General features: G+C 40.1%; 22 protein-coding genes and 1 tRNA gene. 14 read left to right on the top strand and 9 right to left on the bottom strand.

What is annotated here, in order from left to right:
- Window positions 1-242 precede the first annotated feature (242 nt).
- From FXW07_RS00745 to FXW07_RS00730, 4 genes are all read left to right on the top strand, one after another.
- Window positions 243-653: a hypothetical protein gene (locus FXW07_RS00745; RefSeq protein ID WP_229393306.1), complete on the top strand. Its 411-nt coding sequence runs from the start codon at window positions 243-245 to the stop codon at window positions 651-653.
- A 319-nt stretch (window positions 654-972) separates the two neighbouring features.
- Window positions 973-1,686 (top strand): hypothetical protein, encoded by a 714-nt coding sequence (locus tag FXW07_RS00740; RefSeq protein ID WP_229393305.1) that lies wholly within the window; start codon window positions 973-975, stop codon window positions 1,684-1,686.
- Between the two features lie 88 nt (window positions 1,687-1,774).
- Window positions 1,775-2,485, top strand: coding sequence for a hypothetical protein (locus FXW07_RS00735; RefSeq protein ID WP_229393304.1), 711 nt, complete (start codon window positions 1,775-1,777; stop codon window positions 2,483-2,485).
- Between the two features lie 120 nt (window positions 2,486-2,605).
- Window positions 2,606-3,322 carry a hypothetical protein gene (locus tag FXW07_RS00730; protein WP_229393303.1) on the top strand — a complete coding sequence of 239 codons (717 nt, stop codon included), beginning with the start codon at window positions 2,606-2,608 and terminating at the stop codon, window positions 3,320-3,322.
- Window positions 3,323-3,449: 127 nt separating this feature from the next.
- On the opposite strand, the gene FXW07_RS00725 is transcribed toward FXW07_RS00730, so the two are convergent.
- From FXW07_RS00725 to FXW07_RS00715, 3 genes are all read right to left on the bottom strand, one after another.
- Entirely contained in the window at window positions 3,450-6,341 is a 2,892-nt protein-coding gene (locus FXW07_RS00725) for a DEAD/DEAH box helicase family protein (RefSeq protein ID WP_229393302.1), read from the bottom strand.
- Window positions 6,342-6,469: 128 nt separating this feature from the next.
- Complete coding sequence (locus FXW07_RS00720) at window positions 6,470-7,870, bottom strand: restriction endonuclease subunit S (RefSeq protein WP_229393301.1); 1,401 nt, start codon at window positions 7,868-7,870, stop codon at window positions 6,470-6,472.
- A complete protein-coding gene (locus FXW07_RS00715; protein WP_229393300.1) occupies window positions 7,867-9,909 on the bottom strand; it encodes a class I SAM-dependent DNA methyltransferase in 2,043 nt (680 codons plus the stop codon). The genes FXW07_RS00720 and FXW07_RS00715 overlap by 4 nt, the downstream gene beginning before the upstream one ends.
- 659 nt (window positions 9,910-10,568) lie before the next feature.
- Here FXW07_RS00715 and FXW07_RS00710 point away from each other — a divergent pair.
- The 5 genes from FXW07_RS00710 to FXW07_RS00690 all read left to right on the top strand — a co-directional run bounded on the left by FXW07_RS00710 (window position 10,569) and on the right by FXW07_RS00690 (window position 14,491).
- Complete coding sequence (locus FXW07_RS00710) at window positions 10,569-11,081, top strand: DUF6398 domain-containing protein (protein ID WP_048158019.1); 513 nt, start codon at window positions 10,569-10,571, stop codon at window positions 11,079-11,081.
- A gap of 188 nt (window positions 11,082-11,269) precedes the next feature.
- Window positions 11,270-11,494, top strand: a complete 225-nt coding sequence (locus FXW07_RS00705) for a hypothetical protein (protein WP_011306037.1) — start codon at window positions 11,270-11,272, stop codon at window positions 11,492-11,494.
- A 27-nt stretch (window positions 11,495-11,521) separates the two neighbouring features.
- The gene (locus FXW07_RS00700; protein ID WP_011306038.1) at window positions 11,522-11,773 is read left to right on the top strand and encodes a type II toxin-antitoxin system RelE/ParE family toxin; all 252 of its coding nucleotides are present in this window, start codon (window positions 11,522-11,524) and stop codon (window positions 11,771-11,773) included.
- A gap of 267 nt (window positions 11,774-12,040) precedes the next feature.
- Window positions 12,041-13,087: a methionine synthase gene (locus FXW07_RS00695; RefSeq protein WP_048158020.1), complete on the top strand. Its 1,047-nt coding sequence runs from the start codon at window positions 12,041-12,043 to the stop codon at window positions 13,085-13,087.
- 369 nt (window positions 13,088-13,456) lie between these two features.
- The gene (locus tag FXW07_RS00690) at window positions 13,457-14,491 is read left to right on the top strand and encodes a methionine synthase (protein ID WP_048123352.1); all 1,035 of its coding nucleotides are present in this window, start codon (window positions 13,457-13,459) and stop codon (window positions 14,489-14,491) included.
- A gap of 278 nt (window positions 14,492-14,769) precedes the next feature.
- Here FXW07_RS00690 and FXW07_RS00685 read toward each other — a convergent pair whose 3' ends face one another.
- Entirely contained in the window at window positions 14,770-14,940 is a 171-nt protein-coding gene (locus tag FXW07_RS00685) for a ribbon-helix-helix protein, CopG family (protein WP_011306041.1), read from the bottom strand.
- A 434-nt stretch (window positions 14,941-15,374) separates the two neighbouring features.
- Window positions 15,375-15,448 (bottom strand) — tRNA-Lys (locus tag FXW07_RS00680).
- Window positions 15,449-15,994: 546 nt separating this feature from the next.
- Here FXW07_RS00680 and FXW07_RS00675 point away from each other — a divergent pair.
- The 4 genes from FXW07_RS00675 to FXW07_RS00660 all read left to right on the top strand — a co-directional run bounded on the left by FXW07_RS00675 (window position 15,995) and on the right by FXW07_RS00660 (window position 16,993).
- Window positions 15,995-16,201 carry a TRAM domain-containing protein gene (locus FXW07_RS00675; RefSeq protein WP_048123355.1) on the top strand — a complete coding sequence of 69 codons (207 nt, stop codon included), beginning with the start codon at window positions 15,995-15,997 and terminating at the stop codon, window positions 16,199-16,201.
- A gap of 64 nt (window positions 16,202-16,265) precedes the next feature.
- Window positions 16,266-16,472, top strand: coding sequence for a TRAM domain-containing protein (locus FXW07_RS00670; protein WP_011306043.1), 207 nt, complete (start codon window positions 16,266-16,268; stop codon window positions 16,470-16,472).
- A gap of 55 nt (window positions 16,473-16,527) precedes the next feature.
- Window positions 16,528-16,734, top strand: coding sequence for a TRAM domain-containing protein (locus FXW07_RS00665; RefSeq protein WP_011033303.1), 207 nt, complete (start codon window positions 16,528-16,530; stop codon window positions 16,732-16,734).
- A 52-nt stretch (window positions 16,735-16,786) separates the two neighbouring features.
- Window positions 16,787-16,993 carry a TRAM domain-containing protein gene (locus FXW07_RS00660; protein ID WP_229393299.1) on the top strand — a complete coding sequence of 69 codons (207 nt, stop codon included), beginning with the start codon at window positions 16,787-16,789 and terminating at the stop codon, window positions 16,991-16,993.
- A 260-nt stretch (window positions 16,994-17,253) separates the two neighbouring features.
- Here FXW07_RS00660 and FXW07_RS19155 read toward each other — a convergent pair whose 3' ends face one another.
- Window positions 17,254-17,388, bottom strand: coding sequence for a hypothetical protein (locus FXW07_RS19155; protein WP_255678517.1), 135 nt, complete (start codon window positions 17,386-17,388; stop codon window positions 17,254-17,256).
- Window positions 17,389-17,671: 283 nt separating this feature from the next.
- On the opposite strand from FXW07_RS19155, the gene FXW07_RS00655 reads away from it, so the two are divergent.
- Complete coding sequence (locus FXW07_RS00655) at window positions 17,672-18,100, top strand: polymer-forming cytoskeletal protein (RefSeq protein WP_048123360.1); 429 nt, start codon at window positions 17,672-17,674, stop codon at window positions 18,098-18,100.
- Between the two features lie 83 nt (window positions 18,101-18,183).
- On the opposite strand, the gene FXW07_RS00650 is transcribed toward FXW07_RS00655, so the two are convergent.
- The 3 genes from FXW07_RS00650 to FXW07_RS00640 all read right to left on the bottom strand — a co-directional run bounded on the left by FXW07_RS00650 (window position 18,184) and on the right by FXW07_RS00640 (window position 20,907).
- Window positions 18,184-18,948, bottom strand: a complete 765-nt coding sequence (locus FXW07_RS00650) for an ABC transporter ATP-binding protein (protein WP_048123362.1) — start codon at window positions 18,946-18,948, stop codon at window positions 18,184-18,186.
- A gap of 1 nt (window position 18,949) precedes the next feature.
- On the bottom strand, window positions 18,950-19,735 hold the full coding sequence (locus FXW07_RS00645) for an ABC transporter permease (protein ID WP_229393298.1): 786 nt from the start codon (window positions 19,733-19,735) through the stop codon (window positions 18,950-18,952).
- 143 nt (window positions 19,736-19,878) lie between these two features.
- On the bottom strand, window positions 19,879-20,907 hold the full coding sequence (locus tag FXW07_RS00640; RefSeq protein ID WP_229393296.1) for an ABC transporter substrate-binding protein: 1,029 nt from the start codon (window positions 20,905-20,907) through the stop codon (window positions 19,879-19,881).
- Window positions 20,908-21,376: the final 469 nt, after the last annotated feature.

Below are 21,376 nucleotides of genomic sequence, written 5' to 3'. Positions count from 1 at the left end.
TCGATCTTTCCTTTTCCCCTCTTTTTTCCTTTTTTCCCCTCGATCTTTCCTTTCTTTTTTTTCTTCAGTCTTACTTTTTGTTTTGCATTTATGTGGATGTACGAGTTTAATACTTCCTGGGCACCTTCTAGAGACGCTGGCTATTGAAAATCAGTTTTCCAATCCTGTGCAGAAGGCCTTGAGAAAAATATAAAATCTTTTGCAGCAACAAGGATAATTTACAAGTACTGCTGCAGGATATTATGACAACGATAAACGAAGCTTTTCGGATGTTCTTGAATGAACAGGAAGGCAACTTGAAACCTGATACCTTCCTGGACCTTGAAGATGTGATCCTTCTTTACAAGGAATTCCTTGAATTCAGTGCAGAAGATTCTTTTTCTGAAGAAGACAGAGAACTTTATAATGCCCGGCAAGAAAACGAAAACAGGAGTTACTGCGACATTTTCGGCCCTGAGCATCTCACCCCATCAGGAATTAAAGAATTCCTCGATGATTATGTAGTTGAGGTAGGAGGAGGAAAGAAGTTTATAGGTACAGCCGCGAAAGTCATTGAAAAATTCTTTGAATGGGCTCAGGAAAAAGGTTACATTGACGAGAAGGCTTTCGAAGTAAACAGCGAAGTTCTCAGGAAATATAAGAAAAGGTACTGATGCCGCGTAACTAGCAAAATGTCGTAAAAATCAATCGCAATTATTCAGAATCGTTAAATCTTTGAGGATTGACGAGACAGTAAACAATGTGTTGAAGAAATTTTTTCTGAAATAGAGGCCTGAAAAGCCTGTTTTCAGGTATTCCTTTTCCTTTTTTGCTTATTTTGTAAATACCGGAAATTCTGCTGATTCCATTTATTTCGTTTATTTATCAAACATTCCGAAGTTATTTATCCTTGAAAGGGGAGTCGGCCGGAAACTCTCAAAAGCAGGGCAAAATCTTGAAAAATTGGAAAAACAATTCTCTTCTAGAACCACCATGAAGACGATAGATGAAGCTTTTCGGGAATTTTTAAAAGAGCAAAAAAGAGAGCTGAGTCCCAGGACACATCGGGACTATGAAAATTTAATCTCTCTTTTTGAGGAATATCTCGATGTTTGTGCTTCTGATGACCTTTATGAAGAGGATCAGGCGCTCTATGAAGAGAAGCATAAGAACGAGCATAAAGAATACTGCCAGATTTTTGACCTTGCGTATATTGTGCCTTCAGATATTGAATATTTCCTTGAGGATTATCTAATTAATGATTTTGGAGGGAGCGCGGCTTTCGTTGAAACTTCGCGGCGTTTTTTCCGTAAATTTCTGCCCTGGGCTTATGAAAAAGACTACCTTGATCCAGAGCATTATAGTGAACTTGCTGAGGTTGTAGGGAATATAAGAAAAAAGGGGAAAAAGACTGCTTCTCAGGTTCAGAAATTTGGCCGTTTACTCTGCGATTATGTGGACGCACATCCGGCTGAGGAGAGTCCAGAGTTGAAAGAGGGAGATTTTGAGATCAGGAGAGTCGAACCCGGAAAGGTATGGGTAGAGGATTATCTGGACCCTTACATCGAAATCGGGCCTGTTAAGGTTTCGGAAGAGGTGAGTTCGCTAGCAAAGACAGGCTGGTACCTTAATTTCGGAATAGTAAAAGTCGGGGACTTCTGGCAGATAGTATATGTAGAGGGAGTTTCGTCCCGCTGCCCTTATTGAAATGCTCGACACTTTCTGGAATTATTGAATATCTCCGGGATTTTTAAAAGAAAAAGAATATCAAAGAACGGGAGGTAAGGTCGATAAAATGAAAACAACAGTCAGTAGGTCAATTCATGAAATTCTGAGGGAATTCCTGGCTGAACAGGAAGCCCGCCTGAGCTCTAAAACCTATTCTGGATATGAAGAGGCAATTTCCTTTTTCAGGACATATCTCAATAACTTCGGGCATCAGCACTTGAATAGGGCTGAGACTGAAAGATATGAAAAACTTGAAGCTTCCGAAGACAAGCAGTTCTGGGACATTTTTGGCCCTGAACACCTTCGCTCTTCGGAAATCTCTGATTTTCTGGCCGATTTCATGGTCAGAAAGGTTGCAGGCAGCAGGACCCTTATGGAAACAACAGGCAGGGTCATGTATAAACTGGTCAAATGGCTGCATGAAAAAGGTTACATGCCTGATAAAGAATATGAAGAAGCGGCTGAAAACGTAAAAGAACTCAAAACAGACCTCCCGTTAGTTGGAGAAGTTACTGACCTGATCTGTGATTATGTAGAGCGACATCCGGTTGAAACCCGGTATACCAGTGACCTTGATGCATATTTCGATATCGTAAAAATCGAGCCTGGAAAGCTCTGGCTTGAAGACTACCTGGAATCAGGAAAACGCGTCGGGCCGGTTGTCGTTTCTGAGGAAATCAGTTCAAAGTGCAAAGTTGGCTGGACGGTGTCCCTCTGGGTTGCAAAAACGGGAAAGGTCTGGAGGATTCTCGAAAGTGGGAATGTGCTGCCCCGATGAGAGGAAAATCCAGTTTTGTATTCTAACGGTCTATAAAGAGCCAATATGAGTTCTTCATGCCAATTTTTAAGATCGATGATTTACTTTAGTTTAATTAAAGGATTGTAAATAGGAAATGCCATGAAAAGTACGAAAGAAAAGACTCTACAGAAAGTTTTTCAGGAATTTCTGGCTGAGCAGCAGAGCGCCCTGAAGCCTCAGACCTATTCAGGAAGTAAACTTGCGATCAACTATTTCGAGCGTTATCTCAATGGCTATGGCTCTGAAAATCTGACAGAGAAAGAACTGGAGAGATACGAAGAGCTGTCTGAAGGCAAAGGAAAGGAATATTGTGAGATCTTTGGCCCCAGTCAACTTGGACTCAAGGAAATGGAGTCTTTTCTCGGCCTTTTTATGGTTTTGAGGGTTGAAGCCAGTAAAAACTTCCTGGCTATTGTGGGAAGGGTTATGCACAAACTGGTGAAGTGGCTGCACGAGAAAGGGTATCTGGCGGACGGTGATTACAAAATAATGGACAGGAGGGTAAAAGAACTCAAGGCCGACCTCCCGCTAGCGGTAAAAGTAAATGGCCTGATGTCTGAATATGCTGCAGAGTCTCCACGTGGGAAATACACGGAAGAGCTGAACAGCCTTTTTACCATTAAAAAAATCGATCCCGGAAAATTGTGGCTTGAGGATTTAATGGATCCAGGGAAACTTTCAGGGCCTGTTCTCGTTTCCGAAGAAATCAGTTCCATGTGCAAGACCGGCTGGACTGTAGTGCTCTGGATAGGGAAAACAGGAAGTGTGTGGAAGATAATTGATAGTAAGGCTGTGTATCCTATTACTGAATACTGACTTTCTGATTCTTTCTTACCTTTTTTATCTCTTCTGATCCTTTCTTACCTTTTTTATCTCTTCTGATCCTTTCTTACCTTTTTATCTTTTCTGATCCTTTCTTGCACTTTTCACCCTTTCTTCATTCTTATTTTTTCTTTCTTTCAGTCAAATGCTTGTAAACACTGTCAAAGAGCGCCTTTCTGAATATATTTCCGAAATCTCTATCATCATTGATTTTGGTGTAGAGATCAAAGTTTGAATCTATCATGTCGTTCAGGATATCGTCAAAGTAGTCGTTATAGATAAGCTTGAAGTTGTCCTTTGTGTTTATTTTCGGATTTGCAGCCCTTGCAAGGTTTTCGTTTTCTACAAGACGGCGCTCCATATCTTCTGAAAAGTATCTTAGTTTGTCTGCGTCTGTAAAATCAATATCTCCAAATCTTTCATTTATTTCCTGAATGATTATGGAGAGGGGTGTGATTTCTTCTTCAGGTTCACTGAAGTTTTCGGGTTCCCGGCTAGGGCCGAGCTTTCCGTCCTCGTCCGCAAGAGCTATTTTTCCACTGCTGGTCTGCTGAATACGGTAAGAATCCATGTTTATGTTTTCAGTAATTTCCACAGGAAGGCGGTCTCTTGAAACTGGAAGTTTCCTGTGCAGGTGCCGCAAAAATTGGTAAAGTTTTTCCAGATCAACGTCTTTAAAGGGAATTACATGAGAAAGGTAGGAATAGAGCCTTACATATCTTTTAGCCAGCGTTCTGAAATCATGCTGTTTCTCTTTTGGTTTTGCGAGGTAGCGGTCAACAACCGGGGAAAGTATGGAATGAAGCTTTTCTTGCTTGCCTTTTGGTGAGAAATATTCCCTGGCAAAGGTTTCTAGATCTTCTTCTTCAAAAATATGGTATTCTTTAAGCTCATACTCAAAATCATAGAGCTTATTGGGGTCAGTTGCTTCAGTGAGCAGGGTTTTTTCGTAGTAGGGCTGAAAACTCCGCTGAATAAGGTCTGCTTCATTTTCAAAGTCCAGGACCATTGTATCTTCTTTGTTTGTATATTTACGGTTCAAGCGGCTTAAAGTCTGGACAGCATTTACGCCCCCGAGCCTTTTATCCACATACATTGCGTACAATAAAGGCTGATTAAAGCCGGTCTGGAATTTATTGGCCACTATCAGGATGCGGTAGTCTTCCCGCTTGAAAACTTCTGCAGTCTGGCTTTCCGAAAAACCGTTCATGATTGCTTCTGTAAATTCTCTGCCGGTCTCCCCATCCTGAACCGTACCTGAAAAGGCTACAAGGGCTTTGAAAGAATATTCATGGGTCTTTATGTACCTGTCAAAAGCCAGTTTATATTTAACTGCGCTTGCCCTGGATTTTGTGACAAGCATTGCCTTTGCCTGCCCGTCAATTCTATTCATGACCTTTTCACGGAAGTCCTCGACAATGATGGCCGTTTTTGTTCTTATGGAGTGGTCATGGTTGTCCACATAAGCTTTGAGGAGGTGCATGCCTTTCTTTTTGCTGTACCTGGGGTCGTCTTCTATTGTTTTGAGCAGGTTGAAATAGACTTTAAAGGTAGTGTAATTTTCAAGCACATCCAGGATGAATTTTTCCTCAATTGCCTGCTTCATGGTATAAAGGCTGAAGGGCTCATAGCTCCCGTCAGGCTGCTGGGTGCCGAAAAGTTCAAGAGTTTTGGTTTTCGGGGTTGCGGTAAAGGCAAAGAAACTGACATTGGGAAGCCTTCCTTTGTGCTTCAGTTCTGCCTCTACTCTCTGGTTTACGAGGTCTTCGTCATCTTCAGGCTCTTCTTCCTGCTCATCATTTTCGAGGTCAGCAGATCCCAGGATCTTTTTTACGCTGTCTGCCCCTTCCCCGCTCTGGGAAGAATGGGCTTCATCTACGACTACGGCAAAGTGCTTTCCCGGCATCTCACTGATCGCGTTTACAGCAAAGGGAAAAGTCTGAAGTGTACAGACGATGATGTCCTTTCCTTCCTGAAGTGCGGCTGTCAGGCTTTTTGCTTTGTCTTTTTTGATGGTTGCAACTGTGCCCTTGACGTGCTCGAACTGTGTGATGGTGTCCTGAAGCTGCCTGTCAAGCACTCTTCGGTCCGTAACAACGATAATTGAGTCAAAAACCCGCTTGTTTTCGGCATCGTGAAGCCCGCAAAGTTGCAGACAGAGCCAGGCTATGGTGTTGCTTTTCCCACTTCCTGCGCTGTGCTGGATAAGGTAATTATGACCTGTACCGTGATATTTAGCGTGTGTGACAAGCCTTTTTACGGAATAGAGCTGGTGATAGCGCGGAAAAATGAATTTTTGGCTAATTTTCTTTTCTTTCCCGTCCGTTCCAACTTTTCCATCCTTTTCGTTCTTTCCGTTTTTTACTTCCTTTTCTTCCTTTACGAACTGCAGGAAATTCTGGACAATCTCAAGCATCTGGTCTTTCTGCCAGACCCGCTCCCAGAGGTAAAAAGTCCTGTATCCTTTCGGGTTGTCAGGATTCCCAGCCCCCCCATTTCTTCCCCTGTTAAACGGCAGAAAATCCGTGGAACTCCCTTTCAGTTCCGTAGTCATGAAAACAAGGTCAGGGTCAACCGCAAAATGAGCAAAACAACGTCCCAGCTTAAAGAGAGGCTCGTTCTGGTTTCTGGTATCCCTGTACTGTTTTATGGCATCCTGAACGTTCTGATCCTTCAGGGGATTTTTAAGTTCTGCTGTAGCTACCGGAAACCCATTCAAAAAAAGCGCAAGATCAAGGGAAAGCAAAGGTTCCTTTTTACTGTAATGAAGCTGCCGCACTACAGAAAAAATGTTTCCATTGTAAAGCCGTCTGTGTTCTTCATTAAGATCACTTTCCGGCTTGAAATAAGCAAGCTTGAAATGGCACCCACTGTCCTTAACCCCTTTCCGCAGAAGGTCAAGCACTCCGCGTCTATCAATTTGTTTCTGAAGCCTTTCCAGAAAAAGTTCCCTATGCCTCGGTCCTCTGCGTTTTTTAAATTCGTCCCATGTCTCAGGTTGTGTAGTCCTCAAAAAGTCAAAGAGCATTTCCGTGTCCAGGCAAAGTTCCCTGTCATAATTCTCAGATTTCCTCTTCAGATATCCGTCTTCAAGCAGGCTCTTCTCAATGCTCTCTTCAAAATCCTTTTCAGACGTATCGATTATGCAACTTCCTCCCGCACATCAATTTTTCCAGTGACAGCCGCAGAGATCAGAGCAGTGCGGTACTCTTTCAGTTTTTCTATCTGCGCGCTTATCTTATTTATAAATGTATCAATTTTTTCAGTTTCACTGTCTAGGAAGTTAACGATTATATTCTGTTCTTCAAAAGGGGGGGATATGGATTTTATCTGCTTGAATCCATCCCAGTAGAGCCTATTTCGATCACTTACAATTCCATAAGAGTATCTATTCACTTCCGTTTTGTAAAAATCAGTTCTGAATTGAAGTTCAAAATATCTGGGGTTTACTGTTTCTATAGGCTTGGCAACTGTGTAATCTGGACTTACAAGTCCATCTTGCGGTGCAACCCCAATTGCACCCTGCCACATACGCATCTTATTGAACACTATGTCTCCCTTTTTTGTTCTCTTGTAAGTTGCGGGGTCTTCAGCCATCTGTTCAACTCGATCTTTTGAAAATTCCCTTAATGTGACTCCCTTACTAATCGAAACCTGTAATATTGGAAGATCAGGAAAATCCCTTTCATCCCTTTGATTGAAAAGTAAACCATTTTTGGTCATTTCCCAATTTTCCGGAATCATCCTAATCCATTCTACCCCTGAATCTTTCATCTTCATATCAGCGTCAAGCCCTTTTGTTACCACATTACTGATCAGGGCAGAGCGCTTTTCTTCTAAAAGTTCAATTAAACGTTGCTTTTTTTCGATCAAAGTATCAATTTTGGCGGTTTCGCGATCAAGATAACTAACAATTTTTGTTTGTTCTTTGCGATCTGCGAGTATAACAGGCACGTTACTTATTTGTTCTTGTGACAGCATGGGGACAGCAGTTGAAGATAAAAGCATATTGAATACATTTCGGACAAATGAGCTGGAAAGATAATAAAACAAATATTTACTCATTATTGAATCATTGCTTTTTAATATAATCAAACTTGGATTTATTGTCGCATGACCAATTTCTTCTTTAACGAAGCCTACTCTCCCACAAGATCCTCTTTGTACAATTAGCACATCTTCTCTCTTTACCATAATTTCTGGAGATTCATAGTACTTTTTCCACGAAATATAAACAGGTGCAGTTAAATCTATGTTTCCATTATTGTCAATTTGAGCTGCTCCAAGAGTCAGAGCTCCTTCATTTTCAGAAACTAAGTCTTGTGTTGTGTATCCTCTAAACCCGATGCGTCCATTTACAGAGCATACATATTTTACTTTTGTAATCTTATAAAAGTTAGGAATCTCCCCAATCCACTCCACCCCTGAATCCTTATACTCTGGATAGCATTTCCACTCACGAATACCCAGCTTTACATCATATTTTTCCTGATCGTTTTTCACCTGAATATTCTCGTTAACTCCATCCACAAGCCCACTCATTCCTCCATCTCCCTCAAAAGTTCCAAAATTTCATTTTCCAGTTTATTGATATCAGCCTCGATGTCTTCAAGTGCTCTCGGAGGTTCGTATTTGTAGAAACAGCGGTTGAAGTTGATCTCATACCCGACTTTTCCGACTTCGCCGTCTTTTGGGTCACGGGTGGTTTCATCAATCCAGGCATCCGGAACATGCGGCTTGACTTCTCTTTCAAAGTAAGCGTAAATATCCTCTTTCAGGGAAACATTTTCAGTGTCCCTAAGCTGGGAATCGGCTTCTTTATTACCGTTTTTATCTTTGCAGGTCTCGGCGTTTTCGTCTCTTTCGGAAAGGGCTTCAAAAATCGCTTTTTTTACTGCTGCGGCAGGTGTCAGGCCTGCTTTTTTAAGAGTTGCGTTCAGAGCTTTTTCAAACTGTGCGCGGTCTGTGTAGAAAATGTTTGCATCCATGCAGGAAAGGGCATTTATGATCTCTTCCTGGGCTTTTCGGCCTTCAGCTTCCTCCCTGGCTTTTTCCTGAAGGTCTTTTTTCTTTTTGCTGACAGCAAGGTTCTGGAAAGCTGACTGTTCTTTTAAGCGGGCTATTCTTTCGGAAGAGACCTGGAAGTTCAGGCGCAAAGGGCGTTCAACTGTAATTTTCCTGTAGCCGAAGGCTTCGTTATCGAAAATTTTTACAAACTCGTTCTCTTTGAAATCAGTATGAAGCTTTGTGATCTCTTCAATCTGGGCAGGGGAGATCTCATTACGCTTGTCGCCGAGGCTCTTTCGCATTTTTACGTAGAAATCGGCAGCATTTATAAGCTGGACTTTGCCTCTGCGCTGTTCATCCTTGCGGTTTGTGATAATCCAGATATAGGTGTTAATGCCTGTGTTGTAGAAAAGCTGGTTTGGAAGGGCCACAATAGCTTCGAGCCAGTCTTTTTCAATAATCCAGCGGCGGACCTCACTTTCACCTGAACCTGCATCGCCTGTAAAGAGGGGCGATCCGTTCATGACGATAGCGATTCTTGAGCCGCCTTCTTCAAGGGGCTTCATCTTGGAGACCATGTGCTGAACAAAAAGAAGCTGACCGTCGCTTTTTCTTGGAAGTCCGGCTCCGAAACGGCCTTCATAGCCTTTCTTTGCCTCTTTTTCAATGAAATCCTCCTCTTTTTTCCAGTCTTTGCCGTAGGGGGGATTTGAGAGAATGTAATCAAAGGTTTCTCCTGCGTGGCCGTCTTTTGAAAAAGAAGAGTCAGGCTTAATATTGTCGGCGTCTTTGTCGTCGCCTTTAATCAGCATATCGGATTTGGAGATTGCAAAGGTCTTATCGTTTACTTCCTGGCCAAAGAGCTTGATATTTGCATTGGGGTTAATGTGGTCAAGAATATGCTCTTTTGCAATTGTCAGCATTCCGCCGGTGCCGCAGGCAGGATCGTAAACCGTTCTGACAATGTGGTTCTGGGCAAGCTTTTCCTGGTCCTGACTTAACAGTAAGTTCACCATCAGCCGGATTACCTCTCTCGGGGTAAAGTGCTCACCCGGGTTTTCATTCGTCTGCTCATTGAACTTGCGGATCAGCTCTTCAAATATGTAGCCCATTTCATGGTTGCTGACAGCGTCGGGATGCAAGTCAACGTTTGCAAACTTCTGGATCAAAAGGAAGAGCAGGCCTTTTTCTTCCAGCGTATCTATGGTTCCCCAAAGTTTGAACTTGTCTATAACCTCCCGCATGTTTTCCGAAAAACCATTAATATAGGCGCGGAGGTTCTGGCCAATGCTGGTTGGAGCTGCAAGGAGTTTTTCAAAATCATAAGGTGATGTATTGTAAAAACTGTAACCTGAAGCATGACGTAGTGCACCATCCTTGTTCTCAATTTTTCCTTCCAGTTTTTTGTCATACTCAAGGACTTTATCTTTTGTAGGCGCAAGTACGCAGTCAAGCCGCCTCAAAACCGTGAATGGAAGGATCACATCAGGGTATTCTCCCCTCTTGAAGTCGTCCCTTAAGACTTCATCTGCAACTGACCAGATAAAACTCGTTTTTTCCTGAAAATTATTCAAACTGGATCACCCTTTTTATTATTTTTCTTTATCTATAAACTGCTTTTTCATTTGGTCTGGTTTCTGGTGGTAGCACTTTCTTTTATATTTCGTTTTGTCTTTATAAGGGAAATGCCGCTTGCAAGAAAGCGGAATAAATGATTAAAGGCGAAAAACGATTAAATACAATATTCTGGATACTTTGACTGCTATCAATTAGCATTATAGCTTTACTTTCATTTCAAACTTCCTACAATTTAGTCAACTGCTTATAATGTAGTTGAGACCATCAATAACTTGAAAATCCTGTTAAAAATTATTCTGAAACTCTGGATGATTTCTTCATTATCACCGAGATTAAAACCGGAAAACTCTGGTTTGAGAGTTATTCGGACGGGAAAAATATTGGGCCTGTGCTTGTTTCAGAAAAATCAGTTCCATGTGCAAGGTGGGTTGGACTATTTGCCTCCTGCTTGCAAAAACAGGGAACAACTGGAGGGTTCTGGAAAGCGGGAACATGTATCCCTAATTGATATTTGGTTGAAAAATCTTTTTTTAAAAAATTTTATAATGCTACATAATACTCTTTTTCACTATTGGTATCAACTGATTATTTGTAAACTGAATAGTCACAAGCTATAAAGTATAATTTATATTATTTGATATTTAGAGGATAAACTATGGCCAACCGCGAACTTGTGCAACAAAAGAAAGACACTCTTATCCAGATGACAGACGGATTTGCAGACAGCTACCTTGATGAAGACTATAAAATGCTGTGTCAAAAACTAATCAATAAAATGAGCCGGAAAAGGCAGGTACCTTTTCTTTCCGGAAGGCTGGATATTTGGGCTGCTGCGGTGATTTATGCGCTTGGACAGATCAATTTTCTTTTTGACAGAAGTTTTGAGCCCTATGTAAGTGCTACTGATCTCTGTGATTATTTTGGGACAAGCCAGAGCACAACCTATCAGAAAGCACAGAAAATCCGCGATATGTTCAAAATAAGACATTTTGATGATGAGTTCTCTACAGAAAGGGTGCAAAATGAGAATCCTTTTAATGACTTCGTAATGGTCAATGGGCTCATTGTCCCGATTTCTACTTTTATGAAAATGTTGGAGAACAGAGAAGTAAAGTTGCGGAAAGAACTTGAACCGGAAGACGAAGATCTTGAAACTGAAGAAAAATGAGTTCAGGCCCCATTTCCCATTTCGTCAACTATACTGAGAATCTTTATTGTTTTTGTCTATTCTTTAAGGTATCAGTCTTGTACTCGGGATTAATTCTTAAATAGACTTCAACTAACCTTCTTCTCGCTATAGTTTGTTATAATCTGTTATAATAAACTATAAGTAAATCTCTCTGTATAAAGTAAAACATGGCTGAGACAACAACCATTCAAGTGAAACAGAGCACTAAAGAAGCTCTTGAAAAAATGAAGATCTATAAGCGGGAAACTTACAACGAGGTACTTGAGCGGTTACTGGAAGAAGTCCAGGAACTAAATGAGGAAACAAAAAAAGAAATCGAACTTGCCCGAAAAGCTGTTGAGGAAGGCAGGTACATAACACATGAAGATTTAAAAAAAGAGCTGGGTTTCTAAGAAACTGATACTGAGAGCGAGATTTTGATGCATTACCAAATCATCTGGTCTGAACCTGCGGTCAATCAGCTCAGAAAGCTCGATCGCCAGCTGGCAAAGCGTATTTTTCGTAAGGTCTCTGAGCTGAAGGAGGATCCATTTCGCTATGTAACAAAACTGGTCGGGTCTCCAAATTACCGGTTGAGGGTAGGGGATTATAGAGTGATCCTGGAGATTCAGGGCAGTTGCTTGAAAATACTCGTGCTTAAAATTGGGCACCGACGGGATATCTACAAATAAAATCTGGTTTTCTCCTATACTTTGACTTCTTTACTTTGACTTCTCTATTTTGACTTCTCTATTTTGACTTATCTATTTTGACTTATCTGTTTTGACTTATCTATTTTGACTTATCTATTTTGACTTCTCTATTTTGACTTATCTATTTTGACTTATCTATTTTGACTTCTCTATTTTGACTTATCTATTTTGACTTCTCTATTTTGAATTTTTAGCTCAAATCAATTCCAATACTTATAATACTTGATACTGTCTTACATAAGAGGTATGCAGGACATTATTTTTACTGATGGAGGCAGCCTTCCTACGCCCGAGGGTATTACAAGGGAGTGGATAAAGACTGCGGCTGAAAACCGGGACGAAGATGAAAAGCTTTTTTCCATTGTCAGAGAGACTTTCCGAAGGAAAATCGATGTGGGTCTGCATGTTCCTACTTATCCTCAATTCAGGGACATGATAGGACAGTTTCTGGACATTATCAAAGACGAAAAAAACTGTTATGAACCTTATTTACTGAAAGAGGAAAATGCAAAGATCCTTGAGCTGGAGATCATTGACGAGGTTGCAAAACAGTACAGGGAAGAAACAGGAGAAACGCTTGAAGTCAGGGTTTGTATTGCAGGCCCAACAGACCTCTACCTCCAGGCCTTCGGGGCAACGGGTTATGCTGACGCTTATCATGTCCTTGCACTGGATATTGAAGATTTCATAAAACAGGCGTTTGTAGCTGCGAAAAATTTCAAAATAAAGATCATAGCCCTGGATGAGCCAAGCCTCGGGATAAATGACAGAATCCAGTTTTCTGACGCCGACATCGTCTCTGCTCTCACCGTCGCTTCCACTTACGCCCGGAAACAGGGAGCTGATGTGGGAATTCACCTTCATTCGCCGTTAAAATACAAACTTGTCTGCGAGACCCCTATTAATGTTATCGGTTTTGAATACGCGGCAACTCCTTCTTATCTGAACCTCCTGGATAAAAAAGTGCTTGAGGATTCAGACACCTATATCAGGCTCGGAGTCTCGAGAACCGATATTTCCAGTCTTATTGGCATTGTCAATGAAACGTATGGGGTTAATGTCTGGAAGGAAAAGGAGTATATGCAAAAAATCGTTACTGACCTGGAAACTCCGGCAGTTGTAAAAAAGAGGCTTGAAACGGCTTATTCTGCCCTTGGAGACCGGATAAAATATGCAAGTCCGGACTGCGGGCTGGCTTTCTGGCCGGACCAGGAGCTTGCCTTTAAACTTCTTGAGAATACCGCAAAAGGAATTAACGAGTTTAATGAAGAGAAGAGAAAACAGGAAGAGTAAATCTTACTAATATTCTCTTTCTAATATTTMKTTCTAATATTTCGTTCTAATATTTCGTTCTAATATTTCGTTCTAATATTTCGTTCTAATATTTCGTTCTAATATTTCGTTCTAATATTTCGTTCTAATATTTCGTTCTAATATTTCKTTCTAATATTTCKTTYTAATATTTCTTTTTAATATTTCTTTTTAATATTTCTTTTTAATGTTCGATCTTTTTAAGGTTCGATCTTTCTAATGTTTGATCTTTCTAATGTTCGAACAATTGAATAACAGAATAAAATTTTATTTTTCTTAATTTTTTCTGTTTTTTTATATTTATTCTGTCTTTCCAATAACGCTAAATCCTTACAGGTCTACTAAGAGGATATGGAAGAAATCATCTTTGACGATATTGGGAGTTATCCCCTTCCTGACGGAGTCAGTAAGGAATGGGTCCAAAGTGCCTTTAAAACGAGAACCGAAGATGAGAAACTCTTTACGGTAATCAATGACGCCTTTCAGCAAAAAATAGATGCAGGTGTTAATGTTCCTACCTATCCTCAGTATCAGGATATGAATGAACAGTTCCTGAAGGTTATTAGGGACTCTAATTGCTGTGACGGCCCCTTTGAGGTAAAACTTGAATGTGCCAGGATTGAGGAGCTTGAGGCTATAGAGACGGTTGCAAAAGCCTATAAGGAACGATTCGGAGAAACACTCAAGGTTCGGGTTTGTGTAACCGGTCCAACTGAACTTTATCTGAAGGAATTCGGAGGCACACGGTATACGGATATCTATTCTATTTTTGCAAAAAGCGTGAATAATTTTGTAAGAAACTCCATGAGATCTGCAAAAAATTTCAAGATTGCAGCGGTTTCTATTGATGAACCAAGTATAGGGCTGAATCCTGAGCTTGCTTTTGATGAAAACGATATTATTTCTGCTCTTACCAGCGCCTCAAAAGCAGCCAGCAAATGGGGAGCCGACGTACAGATTCACCTTCATTCTCCTCTCTACTATAACATTGCCTGTCAGGTCCCCACAATAAACGTCATAGGAGTAGAATCCGCAGGCACGCCATCTTACCTGGAATTGATAGACAAGAAAACTCTGGAGGACACAGATTGCTTCCTGAGGCTTGGGATTGCAAGAACTGATGTCTATACCCTGGCAGGAATCATTAGTGAAAAGTACTGTACTAACGTCTGGAAAGAGCAGCAATACCTTCCAGAAATTGTTAGCGGACTTGAGACCCCGGCTACTATAACTAAAAGGCTGAAGGTTTATTACAGGCGTTTTGGCAACCTGATAAAGTATGTGGGTCCTGACTGCGGGCTGGGCTCCTGGCCTAACCAGAAAATAGCATTTATATTGCTTTCCAATATATCTCAGGGTATAAGGGATTTCAGGGAATCTCTCTAACCCCTGAATTTTTAATTGACTTTTATATTAAGTTCATCCCGAAAATCCATACCTGAAAAGTCCATGACTTGAGAAATCAGGCTATGTTTCTTATTCCAGTGGAAACTCTACTATAAGTTTTAAATTCTAAAAATTAGGCGATAGATATCAAACCACAGTGGAAATAAAGGGGTATTTTTATAATGTGTAAGATTTACATTGTTGAACTGATAAATCAATAGCATTAAGGTTTAATGCTATAACCTCAACTGTTTTACTTCAATTATCAGGATTTTTAATCACTTCTCGAGTCTCCCATGCCTTCTATCGATCTCGTCCATCATGTCCAGCATTTTTCGAATAGCGGTTCTGATAGCATCAGATTGACTGACAAATTTTTTGTTATCTCCCACATGCCTGTTAAGGTCATCCAGAAGTTCTTGAGGGATTTCAACACTTACTTTTGGCATTAGAGCTGCACCCATTGAGATGTTCTATATATTTAAAGTTTATTTGGAAATTGATTTTTAACAATTGATTTTTAACAATTGATTTTTAACAACTGATTTTTAACAATTGTTATAAGTTATTTTTAGCAATTACTATTTTTAGCAATTAATCATTTCCAAACATGCAACTGATTTTTAATAAGGAGCCCATCCTAAAACTAATTTCACCGTCAAATTAGTAAAATTTCAAAATTATCTTCGTGATTCGAAAATTTACTGATTATTGCGGATATAGGATTCAGAGTAATTTTGAGTTTAAGGATCAGCTTATTATCAAATTATTAAGAGTATACCTAAAATTAGTAAAATGATGCCTAAAACAGTGAAAGAATACCTAAAATAAGTGAAATATACCTATAATCAGTTAAAGAATTCTCAGAAATAGATAACGATAGCGGGCCCGAAGGGATTTGAACCCCCGGCCTATGGATTAAGAGTCCATCGCTCTGCCTGACTAAGCTACGGGCCCACGCATTGTTATTATCATTAAATGAGCGATTCTCACAATGGAGTTTTAAATATTTATAAGTTTCGGCACAATCCCTTATCCTTCTAATCTTTTTGAAATAAAACCCTAATTTTATGGAGTTTATTCAGGCTTTCTCAAGAAAACACTTCCTCAAAAATCTATAGAGTTAATAGAGAAATATCTTTTTATTCAGAATAATTTTATTTTTTTGATGAATTGTCCTTATTTATATATCTTTGAAATTAGAAACCAGAAGTCTGACAACCAGGGATTAAACATTTTCTAAACTTCATTATTTTCCTTTTTTAATAGATAATAAAGCAAAACGTTATATACAAGCGGATATGAGTATGACCAATTAATTGACTTATCCGAAGCTCTGTTGGGGATCAATTAATCAAATAGATTAAGTAGAAAATAGATTAAGTAGAATATGTACTTCCTGAATTTGGGTTATCAAGTTTGGTTTGTCAAGTACTGCTTTTACTCTTTTCTGTCGATAGAGCTTTCTTAAGCTGATTAATAGAATTTAAAGGAATGAATGTAATGTTTAGAGATGAACGTGCTCCTGTGCCCATTGAAGAGGGCGAAACCTACAATGTAACTATTCAGGATATTGCTCGCCAGGGAGACGGCATTGCCCGTATCGAAGGTTTTGTAGTTTTTGTCCCGAATACGAGTGTTGGCGATGAAGTCCAGATTAAGATCGAAAGAGTGCTTCCCAAATTTGCATTTGCAAGCATTGTAGAGTAAATGTGGGATAAAATAACTGCGTTAAATTAAAGTTAAATTCAGTAAATTAAAGGAATGATTTTTCATGTTCAGAGAAGAAAGTCGCTCAGTCCCTGTCGAAGAGGGCGAAGTTTACGATGTAACAATTCAGGACATTGCTCGTCAGGGAGACGGCATCGCTCGCATTGAGGGTTTTGTAGTCTTTGTCCCAGGCACCAAAGTTGGAGATGAAGTCCGGATTAAAGTCGAAAGGGTTCTTCCCAAGTTTGCATTTGCAAGCGTTGTCGAGTAAATGCAGAAAATACAGTAACCACGTTAAATTCAGTAAATTAAAGGAATGATTTTTCATGTTCAGAGAAGAAAGTCGCTCAGTCCCTGTCGAAGAGGGCGAAGTTTACGATGTAACAATTCAGGACATTGCTCGTCAGGGAGACGGCATCGCACGTATTGAAGGTTTTGTTATCTTTGTCCCGGGCACCAAAGTTGGAGATGAAGTCCGGATTAAAGTTGAAAGGGTTCTTCCCAAGTTTGCATTTGCAAGCGTTGTTGAGTAAATGCAGGAAATAAACCATATCAACTTCAATTAAGTCATTAGGAATGGTTTTCATGTTCAGAGATGAAAGTAGCTCTGTTCCTGTTGAAGAGGGCGAAGTTTACGATGTAACTATCCAGGATATCGCTCGCCAGGGAGACGGCATTGCCCGTATTGAGGGTTTTGTAGTCTTTGTCCCAGGCACCAAAGTTGACGATAAAGTCCGGATTAAAATCGAAAGGGTTCTTCCCAAATACGGTTTCGCCAGTCTCGTTGAATAAGCAGGTCATTTCAAACGAGAAAAAACCGAGACTGAAAAATGATATCTATATCTAATCTTCAGTCTCTTTTCCATTCACATATATTATAATCTCCGGATATTCTATTACCGTGCACATTCCGAACACCTGCCAATTTAGGAAAATAATCACTTGATACTGGCTGTTTTGTTAATGGCTGAACATTGTAATTATACTTTTGTGATTTTAAATTGTACAAAAACGTCATAAATCGGAATGTGAGTTACCGGAATTATTTTTCTTTAATCTAGACTTTTACTTTTATCCTTACCTTTGTCCTTTCCTTTATCCTTACTTTTGCCGATAATTTCCTGTTCAGCTTCTTTAATCGGACTACGTTTTAGCATGAAAATGCTGCCATCTGCAAGCATTTTCATTGGTTGTGCATGTTATTCAAAGAATATCATGTTCGTTTAGCTGTTTCTATCGATTATATTTTTCAGCTTACTTTGACAGGACTATATTTTTGCTATTTTTAGCATGTCGTTTATGCTTTAATTGTTTGTTCATGGCTTCTGATAGTGAACATTCGATGCTGTTAAATAATAGATATTCAATCATACTTTGGAAATTTAATTGACAAAATTTTTGTAAATGCCTTGCAGAATAAGTATTTGCTTTATATCTATAACCGGGGAAAGTCTCCCGGAGTGATCTCTAATGATTCGTTTTATCAAGTACCACCCCAGATCCAATACTTATGTCATTGAAAAACGAGCTTTTCTTGATGAGGATCTTACTCTGGATGGCAATGTAATCGTCGGGCAGGAAGTGAAGTTCTGGAAGAACCTCACAGTAACTGGTAAGCTTGAACTAGGAAAAGGTTCGGTTATTAGAGGCAATGTAAAAGCTAGAAGTGCTCTTGTCTGTTCTAAGGCAAAAATTCTGGGCAATATTGAAACAGCTTCTGAGCTTGTCCTTCTCGATAAAGCTAAAATAAATACCGCAGCCTGCCAGGGAGATATCCACGTCAGGCCTGGGTGCGTTCTTGACTTTGTAAAAGCAGACGGCACGCTTGAACTTATTGGAAAAGTTCTTGTCAGGAAAGTCGCGCCATTAACGAAAGTGATTATCCGGGCTGAAGAATAATCGGGAGTTTCCAATGAACATTTAACTTTTTCTTTACCACTCCGCACGGTGGCTTTATCTCCTTTTTGCCAAAGTCATAGACTTTACCTGTGAAATCTTTCTTCTTCCAGAAGTCTCAGGATGCGGTCTCTTAAACGGTTAACCTCTTGACTTGTCCTGGAGCGCGGGCGGGGTAGGTCAACTTTTACAATCTCTTTTATTCTTCCCGGTCTTGCGGTCATGACCACTATCCTGTCCGCGAGTACAACCGCTTCATCCACACTATGAGTTACGAAAAGGAAGGTCACATGTTTTTGTTCCCATATCTTCAGAAGTTCATCCTGAAGGATATTTCTAGTCTGAGCATCCAGGGCCCCAAAGGGCTCATCCATAAGAAGGACTTCGGGCTCGTTGGCAAGGGCTCGTGCAATGGCTGCACGCTGCTGCATACCTCCGGAGAGTTCATATGGATAGCTATTTTTGAACTGCTCCAGGCCCACAAGGTCTATATATTTCTCCACCTGCTTCCTGGCTTCAGTCTTACTAATTCCCTGCATTTCAAGTCCAAAAGTAATGTTATCGATGACTGTTCTCCAGGGAAATAGAGAATATTGCTGAAAGACCATACCTCTTTTGGGGTCCGGGCCAGTTATAGGGACTCCGTTCAGTGTAATTTCTCCTGAAGTCTGGGTTTCAAGTCCAGCAGTAATGCGTAGCAAAGTGGTCTTCCCACAGCCGGACGGTCCCAGAAGGCAGATAAACTCTCCATCTTCTACATCAAAGCTCACATCGTGTAAAGCTTCAGTGCCTACATTCTCTTCTTTTTTAGTAAAGATACGTGAAACATTTTTTACACTTACTCTGCCCATCTTATACCACAGTTCCTGATGTCCATCTCAGTAATTTTGCGTCTACATAATATCTGAAGAAACGGTCAATTAAAAGACCAACAAATCCGAGCAGCAACATATAAACAAGTACGAAATCCATCCTGTGCATGTAGTAATTGTGCCATATCTCATATCCGAGTCCGCTGTCGCTTCCCATCATTTCTGCAGCTACAAGGCACATCCAGCCTACACCCATGGCAATCCTGATTCCTGCAACAATTGAGGGCATGGCTGAGGGAATTGCAATATAACGTATAAGGTCCATGTTTCGGGTACAGCCAAGAACTCTTGCGGCTTCAACATAAACCTTCGGTACGTTCTTAAAGCCTGTATATGTATTAATGATAATTGGAAAAACCATTCCTACAAACACAACAAAACCTGCGGCCTGGTGGGTAAGCCCAAACCATATGATGGCAAAGGGAATCCAGGCAATAGGAGGAATAGGACGCAGTATCTCTATTATAGGGTCAGCTGCTCTGTTTATTTTCTTGAACCATCCCATAGCTATTCCCAGGGGAATTCCAATTACAAAAGCGCCAGCAATACCAATTGAAAAGTTAATTAGGCTAGTAGATACATCTGTAAAAATTAGCCCACTCTTTACAATTGCAGAAAAAGAAATTATCACATCATAAAAACTAGGCAGCTTAAATTTATTCTGTACAATCACGTCTGCTGCAAGCTGCCATATTGCAATTGCAACTATGAGAGATAACGCTTCAACGCCTTTTTCTTGAACTGTTTTTATGAAGTTAACGTTCATGTCTAATTAAAAGAATTCTTACCTTTTTATCTTTCCGGCAGACTTCATTTTTCAGAAAAAATAAGGGTTCAATTGCCTTCTATAAAGCCGAAGCAGTTGAACCCTTTATTTAGAGTTCTCGTTTTCTTCAGTTACTCTTATTTTTAGTTCTCACTCATGACTTTATCATAGAAACTTGTGTCAAAGATTTCTTCCTTGGTCAGAGATTTCGGAATATACCCAAGGTCATGCTGAACCTTTGAGTAATTGACAGCTGAGTCTTCAATCAAGGTTGGATCTGTGATCCATGCACCATCCCATTCCTTAAGAGATTCCTTTACAGTGTCAAGATCCTCTGTAGTCTTATTTGAAAAAATCTGAGCAGCTTCGTCCACATGTTCCTGGTTATACTTGGTTGCCTTAATATGGGTCTTTACAATCTGCTCCACAATATCGGGGTGCTCCCTGATAAGTTTCCCACTTACGACAAGTACACAGCAAGAATGATTTGCTTCCATTTCTCCAGACTGCACTATAGTACGCCCAATATTTTCCTTTTCTACAACTGCCGGAGAGGGATGAGGCAGAAACACAGCATCAACCTGTTTAGCTGAAATAGCGGTTACAGCATCTCCTGGAGTCATTCCAAGGATTTTCACATCTTTATCAGGATCAAGCCCGTTTTCCTTGAGCCAGTTTCTGAGCAGGGTATCCTGAATAGTTCCTGGTGGGTAAGTAGCGATCTTAAGGCCCTTTAAGTCTTGAGGGCTTTTGTAGTTGTATTCGTTACGAAGAACAAGACTTGAACCGTTTATCTGGACAGGCGCAACAATCTTTGCGTCAAGGCCCTGGCTGAGAGCTGTAATTACAGGGGCTGACCCTACATAGGCGGCATCCAGGTCTCCAGCCAGCATAGCCTGCATTTCAGGGGCTCCTGTAGGAAACTGGTATTCATTAATTTTCGTAATTCCATATGGTGCAAGGTCTTCTTTCCACCATCCTTTTTCAGCCGCAGTCATATATGCGATCTGATGGGTGCTTGGCTGATAACCAATATTCAGCTCAGTAATTGTAGTAGTCTCTTCAGGTCCGGTTTCGTTCTCGGATACATTTTCTTTATTGGATGCACAGCCAGATACGAAAATAGACGCGACCAACAAGAAAGTAAGTATAAGTATGCCTAGTTTTTTCAAAGTTCCACCTCAATTAATCCTTACAACTGGTAATAGTCCTGCTGATAATTATCCATGTGCTGATAATTATCCATGTGCTGATAATTATCCATGTGCTAATAATTATCCATGTGCTGATAATTATCCATGTGCTGATAATTACCATGTGCTGATAATTACCATGTGCTGATAATTACCATGTACTGATAATAATCCATATACTGATAATTAATCATGTACTGATAATCTGTATTGATAATTATCCATTTACTGACAGTAGTCCATATACTGATAATTAATCATGTACTGATAATCTGTATTGATAATTATCCATGTACTGACAATAGTTCATATACTGATAATGAACCATATAAAATGATAACTTTCATTACTATTTTCATTACTAAATACTGTTTGAAATCGAGATTTCCTATCGAAAAATCACAGACTTTTATCTTTTTTGTCAGCTTTCCATAAACTCTTTTGCAAG

This window comes from Methanosarcina sp. DH1 (genome assembly GCF_020804205.1).
GTDB classification, from domain to species: domain Archaea; phylum Halobacteriota; class Methanosarcinia; order Methanosarcinales; family Methanosarcinaceae; genus Methanosarcina; species Methanosarcina vacuolata.
The sequence above is the reverse complement of the archived record's forward strand: the minus strand, read 5'-3'. Positions and strand labels throughout refer to the sequence as shown.